Source organism: Pseudomonas sp. AC083, from assembly GCF_979253165.1.
The window spans coordinates 508,430-526,405 of record NZ_CEEDDH010000001.1 but is presented as its reverse complement, the minus strand read 5'-3'; the positions used below and the strand labels follow the sequence as shown (position 1 = coordinate 526,405).

General features: G+C 59.8%; 13 protein-coding genes. 12 read left to right on the top strand and 1 reads right to left on the bottom strand.

Going from position 1 to position 17,976, the window contains the following annotated elements:
* The first annotated feature begins 123 nt into the window (after positions 1-123).
* Entirely contained in the window at positions 124-2,598 is a 2,475-nt protein-coding gene (locus AC0IXA_RS02205) for a UvrD-helicase domain-containing protein (protein WP_471811454.1), read from the top strand.
* A gap of 49 nt (positions 2,599-2,647) precedes the next feature.
* Here the strand turns inward: AC0IXA_RS02205 and AC0IXA_RS02200 are convergent, their stop codons facing one another.
* Complete coding sequence (locus tag AC0IXA_RS02200) at positions 2,648-2,920, bottom strand: DUF1652 domain-containing protein (RefSeq protein ID WP_038862172.1); 273 nt, start codon at positions 2,918-2,920, stop codon at positions 2,648-2,650.
* A gap of 265 nt (positions 2,921-3,185) precedes the next feature.
* Between AC0IXA_RS02200 and AC0IXA_RS02195 the strand changes: the two genes are divergently transcribed.
* The 11 genes from AC0IXA_RS02195 (at position 3,186) to eprS (ending at position 17,828) form a co-directional block, all read left to right on the top strand.
* The gene (locus AC0IXA_RS02195; RefSeq protein WP_122611328.1) at positions 3,186-4,001 is read left to right on the top strand and encodes a helix-turn-helix domain-containing protein; all 816 of its coding nucleotides are present in this window, start codon (positions 3,186-3,188) and stop codon (positions 3,999-4,001) included.
* A gap of 52 nt (positions 4,002-4,053) precedes the next feature.
* A complete protein-coding gene (locus tag AC0IXA_RS02190) occupies positions 4,054-5,460 on the top strand; it encodes an NAD(P)/FAD-dependent oxidoreductase (RefSeq protein WP_341637407.1) in 1,407 nt (468 codons plus the stop codon).
* 31 nt (positions 5,461-5,491) lie between these two features.
* Positions 5,492-5,836: a cupin domain-containing protein gene (locus AC0IXA_RS02185; protein ID WP_341637408.1), complete on the top strand. Its 345-nt coding sequence runs from the start codon at positions 5,492-5,494 to the stop codon at positions 5,834-5,836.
* Between the two features lie 54 nt (positions 5,837-5,890).
* On the top strand, positions 5,891-6,976 hold the full coding sequence (locus AC0IXA_RS02180) for a polyamine ABC transporter substrate-binding protein (protein WP_341637409.1): 1,086 nt from the start codon (positions 5,891-5,893) through the stop codon (positions 6,974-6,976).
* Between the two features lie 171 nt (positions 6,977-7,147).
* Positions 7,148-7,585, top strand: coding sequence for a hypothetical protein (locus tag AC0IXA_RS02175; protein ID WP_341637410.1), 438 nt, complete (start codon positions 7,148-7,150; stop codon positions 7,583-7,585).
* A gap of 449 nt (positions 7,586-8,034) precedes the next feature.
* On the top strand, positions 8,035-9,480 hold the full coding sequence (locus tag AC0IXA_RS02170) for a serralysin family metalloprotease (protein ID WP_341637411.1): 1,446 nt from the start codon (positions 8,035-8,037) through the stop codon (positions 9,478-9,480).
* A 90-nt stretch (positions 9,481-9,570) separates the two neighbouring features.
* Entirely contained in the window at positions 9,571-9,999 is a 429-nt protein-coding gene (locus AC0IXA_RS02165; protein ID WP_163012695.1) for an AprI/Inh family metalloprotease inhibitor, read from the top strand.
* Positions 10,000-10,201: 202 nt separating this feature from the next.
* Positions 10,202-11,977, top strand: coding sequence for a type I secretion system permease/ATPase (locus AC0IXA_RS02160; RefSeq protein WP_471811450.1), 1,776 nt, complete (start codon positions 10,202-10,204; stop codon positions 11,975-11,977).
* A complete protein-coding gene (locus tag AC0IXA_RS02155) occupies positions 11,974-13,323 on the top strand; it encodes an HlyD family type I secretion periplasmic adaptor subunit (RefSeq protein ID WP_122698212.1) in 1,350 nt (449 codons plus the stop codon). Before AC0IXA_RS02160 ends, AC0IXA_RS02155 begins: the two co-directional genes overlap by 4 nt.
* Before the next feature lie 2 nt (positions 13,324-13,325).
* Positions 13,326-14,696 (top strand): TolC family outer membrane protein, encoded by a 1,371-nt coding sequence (locus AC0IXA_RS02150; RefSeq protein ID WP_341637413.1) that lies wholly within the window; start codon positions 13,326-13,328, stop codon positions 14,694-14,696.
* A 180-nt stretch (positions 14,697-14,876) separates the two neighbouring features.
* Positions 14,877-17,828 (top strand): autotransporter serine peptidase EprS, encoded by a 2,952-nt coding sequence (gene eprS / locus AC0IXA_RS02145; protein WP_471811448.1) that lies wholly within the window; start codon positions 14,877-14,879, stop codon positions 17,826-17,828.
* Positions 17,829-17,976 lie beyond the last annotated feature (148 nt).

Below are 17,976 nucleotides of genomic sequence, written 5' to 3'. Positions count from 1 at the left end.
ACATCGTCTCATCCGACTTTCAATTCGTCGCCTAAACCGATGACCTGTAAGCATTTCGCTAGAACTCATCAGCAAATCCAGACACCATAGCCGCCACAGCCTCACACCCTGGAGTCCGTCAGCGTGGCGCAACACACCCCCGATCTTCCCCCTGAACTTCGTCCACTGGCCGAGATGCCCTGGTTCAAACGTCTGGCCGCACGATTCTTTGGTCACGGATTGACCAAGCTGCGCGCCCAGCACCGGGCGTCGTGGCTGCACGGGCAAGCCGACGGATTTCGCAGTGGCCACACCGCTGGCGTCGAATACGGTTTCAAGGAGGGCAAGCTTGAGGGGTTGGAGGAAGGCCGCCAGGTGCTGCTGATTCGCGACAGCCGCAACACCGAGCATCGGCCGCCCAGCGTCGATAACCACCTGTTCGATGACTGGCGCCTGCCGCTGACGGCGGAACTGAAGAAGCGCATCAAGGCTGACGTTGCCCGTTTGCTTCCGCCCCACGCCCAGCCCAGCGCCGCGCAGTGGAAGATGATCTTCAGCGATACGCCGTCCACCTCGGTGGTCGCCGGTGCCGGCGCCGGCAAGTCGACCACGCTGGTGCTGCGCATTCTCTTGCTCAGCCATTATCTGGGTTTTGAGCTGGATTCGATGACCGTGGTGACCTTCACCCGCGAATCGCGAAAGGACTTCATCAACAAACTGATCGAAATCTTCACGCTGTGGGGGCAGCCGCTGAACCTCAAGCAGGCGCGCGAGCTGGTCAGAACCTTCCACTCGCGCATCCTGCCGATGGTCCGCAGCCTGCCGGGTTTCGAGCGTTTGCAGGCCTTCGAGAACCTCAGCGATCGCCCGCACAGCGGCGCAGAGGAGGTCGACAGCAATCCGTTTGACCTGCGTATCAATGACGCACAGCGACAGCAACTTAATGCTTGTTATCACCGGCTGTTCAACGACGATGAACGTTTCCGCCAGTTGATCCAGCCGCTGTCCCGCGCGGGTTTGCAATTAAAGGAACTGGAACGCGATCACCCCGATGTGCAGAAACGCATGGCGGTCACCGAACTGGCGGCCAAGCGCGATGAAGAGCTCTGCGATGTCATCGAGGATCTGTGGTTTCGCGCCGGTGCGTGGCCTATCCAAGGCATTGAGCCGAATCGGCAGGCCTTCGAAATCAATGGCTCGCAGTTCCACGCTCATGGCTATATTCCCAGCCTCGATGCCTGGGTGGTGCTCGGCTTTGATCCCAGGGAAAACGCCCAGCTGACCCGACCCAACGCCAAGCTGAGTGTCCGTGCAGAGTGGGCGGTCAAGCGCACCCTGTTTCAAGCTTTCTGCCGTAAGCCATTGATATGGCTGGATAGTTACGAGTCATCCAGACGCGTTCTTGCGACGTTGGCCGGAGATGCCAGCGCCGGTCCAGGCTTCGATTACAAGGTCAAAGGCGAACTGGCATCGGCGCCATTGCTGGATTGTTTTGTCGCCGCAGCAGGCTTTATCGAAAACCTCGGCCTGGATGTACCAGACGCGGTCAGTCGGATGAGCTTCGCCAAGGACGATCCTGATCGTTTTTTCTTTGAAGCCCTGAGCCTGTTCTGGCGCGCATTTGAAGATCACCTGCTGGATCAGAAACCGCCAGTGATGACCTACAACCGCATGTTCGCGCTGTTCAGCGAGCACTCGCCGGAAAACCTCAAGCTGCTCAGCGATGAGTTGCTGCGGCCGATGGCGCATTTGATGATCGACGAATTCCAGGACGTATCGCCGCAGATCGTTTCGTGGATTCGTGCCAGCCTCAATGAAATCCGCAGCCGTGGCCCGGCGATGCACATCGGGCGAGGGGCGCAGCGGTCGTCGCTATTGTGTGTTGGCGATGACTGGCAGTCGATTTACGGTTGGCGCGGCAGCTCACCGAGCTATTTCATGGAGTTCAACAAGGAATTTCCTTCACCGAGCACCACAAGAGTGATGCTCAGTGACAACTATCGCAGCCATCAGCACATCATCGACGCCGCCGAACACATCGTCCGTGCAGCGCCGGCAATCGCAGGCAAGAAGGCCAAGGCCAGTGGTGAGCCCAAGCCGCTTCACCCGGTCAACGTGCTTGAGCGGGATGATGAAGCATTGGGTCAGCGCCTGGCCGAGCATTACCGGCGGGGTGATTCAATCTTGATGCTTTATCGAAAAAGCAGCGATAAGTTATTGATAGAGAAGCATATTCAGCCTGTACTTAATGTAGATTCGAGCTTGCCCTACGACGCGCGGCGGCTGAAGCAACTGACCTATCACAGCGCCAAAGGCTTGCAGGCTGATGCAGTATTCCTGCTGGGTGATTGCCAGCATCTGACCAGCTCTCCGTACAAGAATCAGGTCTATCGCATGGCGGGATTGGGTAAAAGCGGTGACAGCGAGCCATACGACACTGCGCAAAAGGACGAAATCCTGCGCCTTGCCTACGTCGGTATCACGCGCGCCGTCAGCCATTGCTATTGGTACGTCGAACCGCAGGAAACCCAAGCGGTAAACATGCCGAGGGCGTCGGATCGAGTCGCCAAGGGCAAGCCCTTCTTCGTCGACCATCGACGCGAAAAGGCCAGCGCCTGACCCATAAAAAGCCCGCATCGCTGCGGGCTTTTTGTTTTAAATCAGGTGGTTATGCGTAGTTCTTGAGAGATTCCGGAGGAGTGAAGGCTTCCAGCTCATCCTCGATGGCTTCGATCATGCGCTCGACGTCCGCCGCGTTCATCACCGTTGCGCAGGGAATGCCAGCGATGGCGATCATGGTTTCGCCGCTGGCCCGATCGAAAAGACGGGCGATCATGCTGCCCGGCGCATCCATCGTCGCCTCGAAACCCATGGGATGAAAATGCCAGCGCATCAGCTGGCAAGCGTTTGGAAAGGTGACTTTGCTGAACCCTTTATTCATGGTGTTGCCCGCCTGCTTCATCGAGCGCTTCCTTTTGCTCATGTTAGGTGGGAAGAGCCTTCATTGGCTCAACCAGTGCTTGAGCTTTAAAAGTAGCATCCGTGTGTGAAAAAACTGTGAGTTTTTTCAGTCCGTTTAGCGATTGATTCGCATTTTTTGATGTAAGTCACTGGCTCATCGATTATCGCCAAAACGCCACCATGGATTTTTCATTGAAGCGGCAGAGGAAGTTGGGCAAGCTCGGTTCTTTTTCGCCGAGCCGCTTATGCACGCCGATGACGACGGCCCAGAACAGACCCAGGCCACGGCCGCCACGGTCATGCGCTATCACCTGAGCTGGAAACACCGGGATCTGGACAGCGTCATGGCGCTTTATCACGCCGATATCCAGTACAACGATTTCTTTCAGAACCGGGTGCTCGGTCTGGATGAGTTGCGCGAATATGTGCGCGTGAGCATGCCGCGAGAATCCGACGAACTGCTCGAACATTGCGACCGAATCCGGGTGGATGGCAACACCGCGTTCATTCAGTACGAGGTGACTTTGCGTGGCGGCGATGGCCTGGTGTCGTTTCGCTCCAGCGAAGCGATCACAGTCAAGGACGGCTTGATCTGGCGGGTCAACGAGTACGCCTCGCTGGTGCGTACTCAAGCCGACGGCAGTTCGGCACAGAGTCAGCGTCCGGCGGTCAGTCGGCTGGGTCTGTCACCGCGGCAGCTGAGTTTCATGGCCGAAGACCTGCAGCAGTATTTCGAAAAGCAGCAGCCCTATCTGGACCCTGAGCTTGACCTGCAACGGGTGGCGAAGGAGTGCGGGTACAGCCGTAATCAGATCTCCTATCTGCTCAATCAGGTGCTCGGGCAAAGCTTCTATCGCTACGTCAATCAGGCGCGCCTGCAGCATTTGCTGCGTGCGCTGGACAGCGCCACGCCGCCGTTGCGTGTCGACGAGCTGGCGTTTGCCGCCGGCTTCAATTCGCTGTCAGCGTTCTACAAATGCTTTCGCGAACACACCGGCCAGTCGCCCAAGGCCTACGCCAAACAAATTTCTCTGCGGGCACGCGCGCAAGACATCCACTGAAGGCAGCCACTAGGATCGACGCCATCGAAGGTTTTCAGTGGCGGAGTCTTGCATGTCGGCGTGGCGCACGATCAGTTTGTGGATGGATCAGCTCGATGAGCCGCTATTGGCGCGGCCTGCGCTTGAGCGGGACCTGGACGTCGACGTGGCGATCATCGGCGCCGGTTACACCGGACTGTGGACGGCGTACTACCTGAAAAAACAGGCGCCCGGCCTGGATATCGCCATCGTCGAGGCGCAAACCGCCGGGTTCGGTGCGTCCGGACGCAATGGCGGCTGGCTGATGGGTAATTTGCTGGGCGAGGACCGTTTGCTCGCAGGCTTATCGCCGCAGCAGCGCAGGGCGTCGTTCGATCTGCTGCACAGCATCCCCGATGAAGTGGAGATCGTCCTCGAACGCGAGGGCATTGACTGCCACTACCGCAAGGGCGGGGTGCTTTATTGTGCGGCGCGCTACCCAGAGCAGGAAACCGTTCTGCGTGATTACCTGAGCAAGCTGCACGCCCAAGGCCTTACCGATAACGACTACCGCTGGCTCAGCCCCGAGCAATTGGCCCAGCAGATCCGCGTGGCCAAGCCCTACGGCGGCATTTTCGCCCCTCATGTCGCGACCATTCACCCGGCGAAGCTGGTCCGTGGTCTGGCGCAGACCGTGCAGAACATGGGCGTGAAAATCTACGAAAACAGCCCGGTCAACCACTGGCAGTCCGGCAGTCTGCGTACCGCCAAGGCCAGCGTGCGCAGCCGCTGGATCGTGCCCGCCGTGGAAGGTTATTCGGTGACCTTGCCGCCACTTGGCCGTTATCAATTGCCTGTGCAAAGCCTGATTGTCGCCACCGAGCCGCTGTCCGCTGCGACCTGGGACGAAATCGGCCTCAATCGCGGCCAGGCCTTCAGTGAATTCAGCCGTCAGGTCACCTATGGCCAGCGCAGTGCCGACAATCGTCTTATCTTCGGCGCCCGTGGCGGGTATCAGTTCGCCGGCAAGCTGCGCCATGACTTCAACCTCACCCGCGATGAGGTCGAACTGCGCCGCTATCTGTTCGGTGAACTGTTCCCGCAGCTGAAAAATGTGCAGATCACCCACGCCTGGGGCGGCAACCTTGGCATGTCGCGGCATTTCAAGCCGCACATGCTTTGCGACCGCGCCAACGGCATCGCGCTATCGGGCGGTTATGGCGGCGAGGGCGTCGGTGCCAGCAATCTCGGCGGCCGGACGCTGGCCGATCTGATTCTTGAGCGCGACAGCGAGCTCACCCAACAACCGTGGGTCCTGCCCGACGGTGGCATTCATGCGCTGCGTGCCTGGGAGCCAGAGCCATGCCGCTGGCTCGGCTACAACGCGATCATCAAAAGTTTCGTGCACGAAGACCAGACCCTGGCCAATCCCGCGACCGCGCCCTGGCGGCGCAAGCTCGCCAGCCGGGTTGCCGGGTTCATGGAAGGTTTCATGCACTGAACGTCGTTTCCCTCAATAAACAGGTCACGCCATGAGCATCACCCAATTCAAGAACGCCGCCACGCTTGAGCTCGAAGAATCCAACCCGGTCGCCGTGCCCCTCGGCGAACCCGTCGCAATTGCCTCGACCATCAGCGTCGAGCGCGACGACGGTGTTGAAACCGGCGTCTGGGAATGCACCCCGGGCCGCTGGCGGCGGCAGATCACCGCGCAGGAGTTCTGCCATTTCATTTCCGGGCGCTGCACCTTCACCCCCGACGGTGGCGGCGAAACCCTGCACATACAAGGCGGCGACGCACTGATGTTGCCAGCCAACACGCTCGGGATCTGGGATATCCAGGAAACCGTGCGCAAGAGCTACGTGCTGATTTTCTGATTGTTTGATCCTTTGATTGCCTGCCAACAAAAAAGCCCATACAGGAATCGCCTCATGATCCAGAAAACCCTCGCATTGGCGCCGCTGCTGCTGGCCGCTTCCGTCAGTCACGCGGCCGAGACGGTCAAGGTCTACAACTGGTCCGACTACATCGCCCCGGACACCACGAAGAATTTCCAGAAAGACACGGGCATCGGCGTCACCTATGACGTCTATGACAGCAACGAAACCCTCGACGGCAAGTTGATGACCGGCAAATCCGGTTACGACGTGGTTTTTCCGTCGAACCACTTCATGGCGCGGCAGATTCAGGGTGGGGCGCTGAAGAAACTCGACAAGAGTCAGTTGCCGAACTGGAAGAATCTAAACCCGGCGCTGCTCAAGGCCTTGCAGACCAACGACCCGAACAACGAGCACGGTTTCCCTTATCTGTGGGGCAGCACCGGTATCGGCTACAACATTGCCAAGGTCAAAGCGGCGCTGGGCGACAACGCGCCGGTGGATTCCTGGGATCTGATCTTCAAGCCTGAGTACATGGAAAAACTGCAGAAGTGCGGCGTGGCGATCCTCGACAACGGCCCGGAACTGCTCCCGGCGGCGCTCAACTACCTGGGCCTGCCGCACCACAGCAAGAATCCCGAAGACTACAAGAAGGCCGAAGCGCTGCTGATGAAAGTGCGGCCCTACGTCAGCTATTTCCATTCCTCGAAGTACACCAGTGACCTGGCCAACGGCGACATCTGCGTAGCGGTGGGCTTTTCCGGCGACATACTGCAAGCGGAGAACCGCGCCAAGGAAGCCAAGAACGGCGTCGAGATCGGTTATGCGATTCCCAAGGAAGGCGCGGCGATCTGGTTCGACATGGTCGCCATGCCCGCCGACGCACCAGACGAAAAGGCCGGCTACGCCTTCATGAATTACCTGCTGCGCCCCGATGTCATGGCCGGCATCAGCAACTACGTGCACTACGCCAATGGCAACGAACAGGCCGACAAACTCATCGATCCGGCGATCAGGAACGACACCAAGGTTTACCCGAGCGCGGAAATGATGGGCAAGCTGTTTGCACTGGAAGCCATGCCGCTGAATATCGACCGGATTCGTACGCGGGTGTGGAACAAGATACGGACGGGGAGTTGATCGAGGTCTACCGGGTGCTAAAGCGCCCGGCGTTACAGTGTTGGCGGGAATTAGCACGAAAAAACAGGGTTTGCACCTGTCATTGTTGACAGGTCCAGCTCCGCTGCAAATTGGATTTAATGCCTTGGCAGGAGGGCGAAATGTCGCCTTTCCTTACTGAGGATTTTAATGATGAGCAATGAGAATGGTCTGGAGAATGTATTGAAGGGAGCGGTGAAAAACCTTCGTAGTGGTAAGGAATTAAAATTCTTCGCCAGTGAAACCCATCGCGACGAGCAGGGAGGGACGCTCAGATTTCATGGCACGATGGTCGACCCGGAGGGCAATAGCAGCTTTCATCTTTCATCTATCGCAGTGAATCTCAGCAACAAGGCTGATGCCGGCACAGAGATTCCGCTCACGGACGCGCGAGTTCTTTTTGTGGCTTACACCCGCTCTGGGGCGACTACTGAACCCAGGCATTTTTACGCAGACAAGGAAAAGCCGGGCTTTGTGACGCTCCAGCATTCAGGGGATCGCATCAATGGTAAATTGCAATTCACAACTGAAGCCGTTGGAGACGACAGTTACGAGGTCGACGTGATCTTTGACCAGGGTCCTTCTCGATAAATCGCCCTACAGAAGTCGGTGGGTGCAACGAGGCTGCGATCTTTTGAATTTGACTTTTTGAAGGTCAATATCAAGAGATCGCAGCCCGTTGCACTCGTCAGCTCCTACGGGCCGAGTAAGTCGCAGAGTTGATATCAAAGCACTGGCACCGCTGACTGAAAGTGTGACTTGCCCAACAAATCCAAACTTAGCGATATTTAATATTTAAATAGAAAATCGTCAGACAATTTCCACCCTCGCCGCAACTAAAAACAAACTTTTCTCCCCGCACGCTTTGTTTACGGCAGTTTCCTGATACCACCAAATTGGATCGCAAAAAAACTCTTTACGACAGATTTCAAATTGTGTCAGGTTCGTTACGCCTTCATTGGGCGAGTGATAGGACGATCTCGCCAAAGATCGTCCTGTCGGACAAAAACTGTTCCATTGCTAAACAAGGAAGTGTGTTTATGTCGAAAGTTAAAACCAATGCTGTTGATTCCGCCGAACAGGCTTTCCAGCTGGCTGCATTCAGCTCGGCGTACAACCAGATCAATAGCTTCAGCCATCAGTACGACCGCGGCGGCAACCTCACGGTCAATGGCAAACCCTCGTACACCGTCGACCAGGCGGCTACCCAATTGCTGCGTGACGGCGCTGCCTACCAGGACAAGGACGGCAGCGGCAAGATCGAACTGACCTACACGTTCCTGACCTCGGCCTCGAACAGCACGATGAACAAGCACGGGATCAGCGGGTTCAGTCAGTTCAGCGCGCAACAGCAGGCGCAGGCCAAGCTCGCCATGCAGTCCTGGGCCGACGTGGCCAATGTCACCTTCACCGAGAGAGCCTCGGGCGGCGACGGGCACATGACCTTCGGTAACTACAGCGGTGGCCAGGATGGCGCTGCGGCGTTTGCCTATCTGCCGGGGACCGGCGCTGGTTATGACGGCACCTCGTGGTACTTGATCAACAGCGGTTACACGCAGAACAAGAACCCGGATCTGAACAACTACGGTCGTCAGACCCTGACCCACGAAATCGGCCATACCCTTGGCCTTGCGCACCCTGGCGACTACAACGCCGGCAACGGCAACCCGACCTACAACGATGCGACTTATGGCCAAGACACCCGTGGCTACAGCGTCATGAGTTACTGGAGCGAGAGCAACACCAACCAGAACTTCAGCAAGGGCGGCGTCGAAGCCTACTCGTCAGGCCCGCTGATGGATGACATCGCCGCGATCCAGAAGCTCTACGGCGCCAACACCAGCACCCGCACTGGTGATACCACCTACGGCTTCAATTCCAATGCCGGCCGTGATTTCCTCAGCGCATCGTCGTCGAGCGACAAAGTGGTGTTCTCGGTGTGGGATGCCGGCGGCAAGGACACTCTCGACTTCTCCGGTTTCACCCAAAACCAGAAGATCAACCTCAATGACGCTTCGTTCTCTGATGTGGGCGGCCTGGTCGGCAACGTGTCGATTGCCAAGGGCGCGATCATCGAGAACGCGATTGGTGGTTCGGGCAGTGATCTGTTGATCGGCAACAGCGTGGCCAACGAACTGAAGGGCGGTGCCGGCAACGACATCCTGTACGGCGCTGGTGGTGCTGACAAACTGTGGGGCGGTTCTGGTTCGGACACTTTCGTGTTCGCCGCCAGCTCGGATTCCAAGCCGGGTGCGATCGATCAGATCCTCGATTTCGTCAGCGGTCTGGACAAGATCGACCTGACCGGTATCACCAGCGGCGCGGGCCTGCACTTCGTCAACAGCTTCACCGGTTCGGCCGGCGATGCCGTGCTGACCTCGTCGGGCGGCAACAGCCTGTTGTCGGTGGATTTCTCCGGGCATGGCGTGGCTGACTTTATTGTCAGCACCGTGGGCCAGGCTGCGACCAGCGACATCGTCGCGTGATGTGAAGGGAAAGCGGCGCCCTGGCGTCGCTTTCTTCACTTGCATCGATAGCTGCTGTACGCAACGCTACAGGCTGGAGCGAAATTTCCCATGACCTACAGAGCTTTTACCTACACGGCATCGGCGTGGCTTTCAGCGGCGCTCGTTACGATTTCAGGAGCAACAGCGATGGCAAGCAGCCTCAGACTTGAAGAACCTTCCGTGTTTGCCGGAAAGTGGCAGGCAACACTGTCCAGCACAGTCGATGACCTGCGAGCGCAAAAGCTCCAGGACAAGCCTTCGAATACTTGTAGCGTCGAACTGCTCGCCAACAAGACCGTTGGCCAGGGCGCAGACTGTCTGGGTGCTTGGCTCGAGCAAGCTCCGATCGGCTGGTTTCCTGATCCTGACGGCTTGTCGATCACCGGTAACGAAGGCTCAAGAATCCAGTTTTTCAGCCGACAACGTGACGGGTTATATCTGGCGACTTTGAAGTCCGGGCTGATCGTCACGCTGGAACGTACGGCGCCCAATAACTGATCTGCCTTTTACAAACCAATATAGCTATAGCGATTCGTCGCATGGTTATAAGCAAGGTAAATAAAATCAACTGCGCCGCATTAATCCGCGCTAGTTGTTATGAAAGTGTAAATGGGCACCACGGAAGTGTATTCCGGGATGGTCGCTTAATTAATTGAAGTCGCGCCTCTCCAGGGCGATGAATACTGTTCAGGAAGAATCAATGAAGATGGCGAAGGCCCCAGCCACCGCTCCGTTAATCAAGGCACTGGGTGACTACAAGAGCATCTTGATCAGCGTCGGCTGTTTTACCGCGCTGATCAACGTGCTGATGCTGGTGCCGTCCATCTACATGCTGCAAGTCTATGACCGGGTGCTGTCGTCACAGAACGAAACCACCCTGGCAATGCTGTCGCTGATGGTGGTCGGCTTCTTCGCCTTTATCGGCCTGCTGGAAGTGATCCGCAGCTTTATCGTCATCCGCATCGGCAGCCAGTTGGAGCGCCGCTTCAATCTGCGCGTCTACCAGGCCGCATTCGAGCGCAATCTGTTCAAGGGCGAAGGCAACGCCGGGCAGTCGCTGGGCGACCTGACCCACATTCGCCAGTTCGTTACCGGCCCGGCGCTGTTCGCCTTCTTCGATGCGCCGTGGTTTCCGGTCTATCTGTTTGTCATCTATTTGTTCAATGTCTGGCTCGGCGTGCTGGCTACGGCGGGCGCGCTGTTGTTGATCGCGCTGGCCTGCCTCAACGAATACATGACCAAAAAGCCCCTCGGCGAAGCCGCCGGTTTTTCCCAGCAGTCCAGCCAGTTGGCCACCAGCCACTTGCACAACGCCGAAACCATTCAGGCGATGGGCATGCTCGGATCGCTGCGCAAGCGCTGGTTCGGGGTGCATTCGCGCTTCCTCGGCTTGCAGAACCAGGCCAGCGACACCGGCGCGGTGATCAGTTCACTGAGCAAGACCTTGCGCCTGTGCCTGCAATCGTTGGTGCTGGGCCTGGGCGCGTTGCTGGTGATCAAGGGCGACATGACGGCGGGGATGATGATCGCCGGTTCGATCCTGATGGGCCGCGTGCTGAGCCCGATCGACCAGTTGATCGCCGTATGGAAGCAGTGGAGCGGGGCGAAGCTGGCTTACCGCCGTCTCGATGCGCTGTTGCAGGCGTTTCCACCCAGCGACGAGGCGATGGCGCTGCCGGCACCGAAAGGCCAGATCACCTTCGAACAAGTCAGCGCCGGCCCGCCCGGGCAGCGTGCAGCCACTTTGCACATGGTCAATTTCAATCTGAGTGCTGGTGAAGTGCTCGGCGTGCTCGGCGCTTCCGGTTCCGGCAAATCGACGCTGGCTCGAGTGCTGGTCGGCGTGTGGCCGGTTCTGGGCGGCACCGTGCGCCTCGACGGCGCTGATATTCACCGCTGGAACCGCGATCAGCTTGGTCCTTACATCGGTTATCTGCCGCAAGACATCGAATTGTTCAGCGGCAGCATCGCCGAGAACATTGCGCGTTTCAGTGAAGCCGATCCGCAAAAAGTCGTAGCCGCCGCGCAACAGGCCGGCGTCCACGAAATGATCCTGCGCTTGCCGCAGGGCTACGACACCAAACTGGGCGAGGACGGCAGCGGCTTGTCCGGCGGCCAGAAGCAACGCGTGGCCCTGGCCCGCGCGCTGTATGGCACGCCAAGTCTGGTGGTGCTCGATGAGCCCAATTCCAACCTCGATACCGTCGGCGAAGCGGCATTGGCCAGCGCCATTGCGCAACTCAAGGCGCAAGGCACCACGGTGATTCTGGTCACGCACCGTTCTTCGGTATTGGCTCAGGCTGACAAGTTATTGGTGCTCAATGAGGGTCGTTTGCAGGCGTTCGGCCCGAGTCAGGATGTGCTCAAAGCACTTTCCGGCCAGCAGGAACAGCAACGCGAAAAAGCCGCACAAGCACCGGGCGGGCTCAGCATGAGCCGGCAGTATCAGCCCACGACAAGGAATTCGGGTGTATGAGCAGCGCCAGCATGAACACTGAAAACGAAGCGAACATGGAACACGCCTACCTAACCGAGCGCCCGGAACGCGATGCGAAATTCTTCGCGCGCCTGGGCTGGATTCTGGCCATCGTCGGCGCTGGCAGTTTCTTCACTTGGGCGGCACTGGCGCCGCTGGATCAGGGCATTCCAGTGCAGGGCACCGTGGTGGTGTCGGGCAAACGCAAGGCTGTGCAGTCGATGAGCAGCGGCGTGGTCAGCCGGATTCTGGTGCGCGAAGGCCAGATCGTGAAGCAGGGCCAGCCACTGTTCCGCCTCGATCAGACGCAGGTCGCCGCCGATGTGCAATCGCTGCAAGCGCAGTACCGCATGGCCTGGGCCAGCCTCGCGCGCTGGCAGGCCGAGCGCGACAACCTCAAACAGGTGACCTTTCCGCCTGAATTGAGCAACGACCCGGACCCGCGCCTGGCGCTGGTGCTGGAAGGCCAGCGGCAACTGTTCAGCAGCCGCCGCGAAGCGTTCTCCCGGGAGCAAGCGGCACTGCGCGCCAACATCGAAGGCGCCACTGCACAACTGGCCGGCATGCGCCGCGCCCGCAGCGACCTCAATGCCCAGGCCAGTTCCTTGCAGCAACAGTTGAGCAACCTGCAACCGCTGGCCGACAACGGCTACATCCCGCGCAACCGCTTGATGGACTACCAGCGGCAACTGTCGCAAGTGCAGCAGCAGTTGGCGGAAAACACCGGTGAAAGCGGCCGCGTGGAGCAGGGCATCCTTGAATCGCGCCTGAAGTTGCAGCAGCACGGCGAGGAATACCAGAAGGAAGTGCGCACGCAACTGGCCGATGCGCAGCTGAAAAGCGTGACGCTGTCCGAACAGCTGACCTCCGCCGGTTTCGACCTGCAACACAGCGAGATCCTCGCCACCGCCGATGGCGTGGCGGTCAACCTCGGTGTGCACACTGAAGGCGCCGTGGTGCGTCAGGGCGAAACGCTGCTGGAGATCGTTCCGCAAGGCACCACCCTGGAAGTGGAAGGGCACTTGCCGATCAACCTGATCGACAAGGTCGGCACGCATTTGCCGGTGGACATTCTGTTTACCGCGTTCAACCAGAGCAAAACCCCGCGCGTGCCCGGCGAAGTCAGCCTGATCTCCGCCGACCAGATGGTTGATGAGAAAACTGGCGTGCCGTATTACGTGTTGCGCAGCAGCGTCAGCGATCAGGCGATGGAAAAGCTCAACGGTCTGGTGATCAAGCCCGGCATGCCGGCGGAAATGTTCGTGCGCACCGGTGAGCGTTCACTCCTCAACTACCTGTTCAAACCGCTGCTTGATCGCGCCGGTTCTGCGTTGACCGAGGAATAAGGATGTTCGGCTGTATGAAAAAGCTTTGCATGCTGGGGGCCGCAATGACGCTGCTCGCGAGTCACTCGGCAGTCGCGGCCATGGGGCCGTTCGAGATTTACGAACAGGCGTTGCGCAATGATCCGGTGTTCCTTGGCGCGATCAAGGAGCGTGATGCGGGTCTGGAGAACCGTGCGATTGGCCGCGCCGGCCTGCTGCCTCGGATCGGTTACACCTACAACAAGGGCCGCAACTCGTCCAAGGCGACGTCTCTGGATGATCGTGCGCGCAATCGCACCGATGAGCGCAACTACAACAGTTACGGCTCGGCGCTCACGGTGCAGCAACCGCTGCTCGATTACGAGGCTTATGCGGCGTATCGCAAAGGTGTGGCGCAGTCGTTGTTCGCCGACGAAGCGTTTCGCGGCAAGAGTCAGGAACTGTTGGTGCGCGTGCTGGATAACTACACCAAAGCCTTGTTCGCCCAGGACCAGATCGACATCGCCCAGGCGAAGAAGAAGGCCTACGAGCAACAGTTCCAGCAGAACGAACACATGTTCAAGCAGGGCGAGGGCACGCGCACCGATATTCTCGAAGCCGAGTCGCGCTATGAGCTGGCGACTGCCGAGGAGATCGAAGCGCGCAACGAGCAGGATGCCGCTTTGCGCGAGCTGGGCGCGCTGGTGGGCGTGCCGGCGGTGGACATCGGCGATCTGGCGCCGCTTGGTCAGCAATTCCAGACCTTCACCCTGCAACCGGCCAACTTCGACACCTGGCATGAACTGGCGATCAGCAACAACCCGAACCTCGCTTCGCAGCGGCAGGCCGTGGAAGTGGCGCGCTACGAAGTCGAGCGCAACCGCGCCGGGCATCTGCCGAAAGTCAGTGCTTATGCCTCGATGCGCGACAACGAGTCCGAAAGCGGCAACACCTATAACCAGCGCTACGAAACCAACACCATCGGCCTGGAAGTCAGCGTGCCGCTGTACGCCGGCGGCGGGGTATCGGCCTCCACACGGCAGGCCAGCCACACCATGGAACAGGCTGAGTACGAACTGGATGGCAAGACCCGCGAAACCTTGATCGAACTGCGCCGCCAGTTCAGCGCCTGCCTGTCCGGGGTGAGCAAATTGCGCGCTTATCAGAAGGCCCTGAAGTCGGCCGAGGCGCTGGTGGTCTCGACCCGACAAAGCATTCTGGGCGGCGAACGCACCAATCTCGATGCGTTGAATGCCGAGCAGCAACTGTTCACCACCCGCCGGGATTTGGCCCAGGCGCGCTACGACTACCTGATGGCCTGGACCAAATTGCATTACTACGCCGGGACGCTGAATGAGCAGGATCTGGCGCGGGTGGACGAAGCATTTGTGGTCGCGCAACAGCCCTCACCCTGACCCTCTCCCAGAGGCAGAGGGGACCGCGATAGCTGCATCGACGTGAACGACCGAGCCGGACGCAGGTTTTGACATCAACACAAATCGGCTCCCTCTCCTCGGGGAGAGGGCTGGGGTGAGGGGAACGGGCGACACCGCAATTCAGCCCTGACCAAAACAACAAAAACGAGAGTGATGAACATGGACGTACGCATCAAGCCGATCTCGGTCGGTACCCTGTTGCTTGTGATTTCTGCAAACCAGGCTCAGGCCCAATACCTGGAACCCGGCCAGCCCAGCAATCCGGCCAGTTGGCGCAGTGCCGAGTTCCTGCGCGACTGGGGCCTGCAACGCATGCAGGCCGATCAAGCCTACGCAGCCGGCATCACCGGCAAGGGCGTGAAGATCGGCGCGCTCGATTCCGGTTTCGATGCCGCCCACCCGGAATTCTCCGCCGATCGCTATCACCCGGTCTCGGCCAGCGGCAGCTACGTTGATGGCTCAGCGTTCAATGTCGACGGCACGCTCAACCCCAACAACGATTCCCACGGCACTCACGTGGTCGGCACCATGGGCGCCGCCCGTGATGGCAGCGGCATGCATGGGGTGGCGTACAACGCGCAAATCTACGTCGGCAATACCAACAAGAACGACAGTTTCCTTTTCGGCCCAAGCCCTGATCCGCGTTATTTCAAAGCGGTGTACGACAGCCTCGCCGACGCCGGCGTGCGGGCGATCAATAACAGTTGGGGCAGTCAGCCGCCGGATGTCAGCTATCGCACCCTGGCCGACCTGCACGCCGCCTACGCGCAGCACTGGAACAAGGGCACCTGGCTCGACGCCGCTGCCGACGTTTCGCGGCGCGGTGTGATCAATGTCTTCAGCGCCGGCAACAGCGGTTACCCGAACGCCAGCGTGCGCTCGGCGCTGCCGTACTTTCAGCCGGATCTGGAAGGCCACTGGCTGGCGGTGTCCGGGCTCGATCAGAGCAACCAGCAGAAGTACAACCAGTGCGGGATCGCCAAGTACTGGTGCATCACCACGCCGGGGGCGAAGATCGACAGCACCATTCCTGGCGGCGCTTATGCGATCAAGTCCGGCACCTCGATGGCGGCGCCGCACGCGACCGGCGCCCTGGCGCTGGTGATGGAGCGTTATCCGTACATGAACAACCAGCAGGCGCTCGAAGTGCTGCTGACCACCGCTACCCAGCTCGATGGCTCGGTCACCAACGCACCGAACGAGCGCGTCGGCTGGGGCGTCGCCAATCTCGACCGGGCGATGCTCGGACCGGGACAATTGCTCGGTGCGTTCGATGCCAATCTGGGGGCAGGGCAGAGCGATGTCTGGAGCAACGACATCTCCGACAACGCGCTGCTCCAGCGCCAGCGCGAAGACCTCGCCGAGCACAGCGCCTGGCAGCAAACCCTGCAGGACAAAGGCTGGCAGAACGGGCTCCCCACCGGCGCCAGTCAGCAGGACCAGAGCGATTACGCCGTCGGCATGCTGCGTGATGCGGCAGCGGCGAACCGGGTGTACGAGGGCAGCCTGATCAAGTCCGGTGCCGGACAATTGCTGCTCAGCGGCGCAAACACCTATCGCGGCCCGACCACGGTCAACGGCGGTCTGCTGACAGTCAACGGTTCGCTGACCTCAGCGGTCACCGTCAACAACAGCGGCACCCTCGGCGGCTCCGGACGCATCGGCGCGTTGACCGCCAACAGCGGCGGCCGGGTCGCACCGGGCAATTCCATCGGCACCTTGAACGTCGGCGGTGATGTGACATTCGCCCCGGGCTCGACGTACGCCGTTGAGCTATCGCCTGCCAGCAGCGACCGCATCGTTGCCGGCGGCACGGCAACCGTCAGCGGCGCCAGCGTCAGCCTGGCGCTGGAAAACAGCCCGACCTTGCTCAGCAGCGCCGAAGCGCAAAGCCTGCTTGGCCGCCAGTACAACATCCTGCAAGCGGCCGGCGGCGTGCAGGGACAGTTCGCTGCGGTGGTGCCGAACTACCTGTTCATCGGCGGCGCCCTCGACTACGCCGCAACCGGCATTCTGCTGAATATCCAGCGCAATGCCACAAGCTTCGCCAGCGTCGGGCAAACGCCGAACCAGCGCTCGGTGGCGGCGGCAGTCGAAGGTCTGGGCGCCGGCAATTCAGTTTACGAAAGCGTGCTTCGTGCACCGACTCAAGCCTCGGCGCAGCAAGCCTTCCAGCAACTGAACGGCGAGATTTATCCGGCACTGGGAACAATGCTGATCAACGACAGCCGCCAGTTGCGTGATGCGGTCGGCGAGCGGTTGCACGATGAATCGGCGACCCGCAGCAACGGCTGGATCAAAGCCCTCGGCGCCTGGGGCAGCACCGATTCGGGCCACGACACGGCCGGCTACAACACCTCGATCGGCGGCCTGCTGGCGGGTGTCGACGGCGCGCTGGACGAGCAGACCCGCATCGGTCTGGTCACCGGCTACAGCGACAGCTCCTTGAGCATGGGCTCGGGCACGCATTCCTCGGCGAAAGTCGACAGCTATCACCTCGGCGCTTACGCCGGGCACGACATCGGCGCGTGGCGCTTGAGCACTGGCGCGGCCTACAGCTGGCATCGCGGCGAAGTGAAGCGCGATCTGCAATACGACGACGTCAGCGCCAAGCAGAAGGCCAAAGTCGACGCAACCACCACCCAAGTCTTCGCCGAGGCGGCGTATCGCTTGCAGTTGCAAGCGCTGGCGCTGGAACCGTTTGCCAACCTGACTTACCTGCATCTGGACACCGAGGGCTTCACCGAGAAGGGCGATGCCGCTGCCTTGAAAAGCTCTGGCGATCAGCGCGACGTGGTGTTGAGCACTCTGGGCATGCGGGCGAGCAAAACCTTCAATCTTTCCAGCCAGCAGGCGCTGGACGTCAGCGCTCGTCTCGGCTGGCAGCACAGCCTCAGCGATATCGATTCCGAGCAACATGTGCGCTTTGCCAATGGCGGCACGCCGTACGCGGTGGAGAGCTCGGCGCTGGTACGCGATGCAGCGCTGGTCGGCGTGCAGGCCAGTCTGGCCCTGAGCAAGGATGTGCGGGTCAACCTCGATTACACCGGCCAACTGGCCAGCCGCGAGAACCTGCATGGCGTGGGCTTGAGCCTGAACTGGCAGTTCTGATTGCATGTGTTTGAGCCACCGTGGCGAGGGGATTTATCCCCGCTCGACTGCGCAGCAGTCGCAAAACCTGTGTTTACGTGGGTTGGAAAAATTCCTTGGGGGGTCGCTTCGCAACCCAACGGGGATGAATCCCCTCGCCACAGCTATT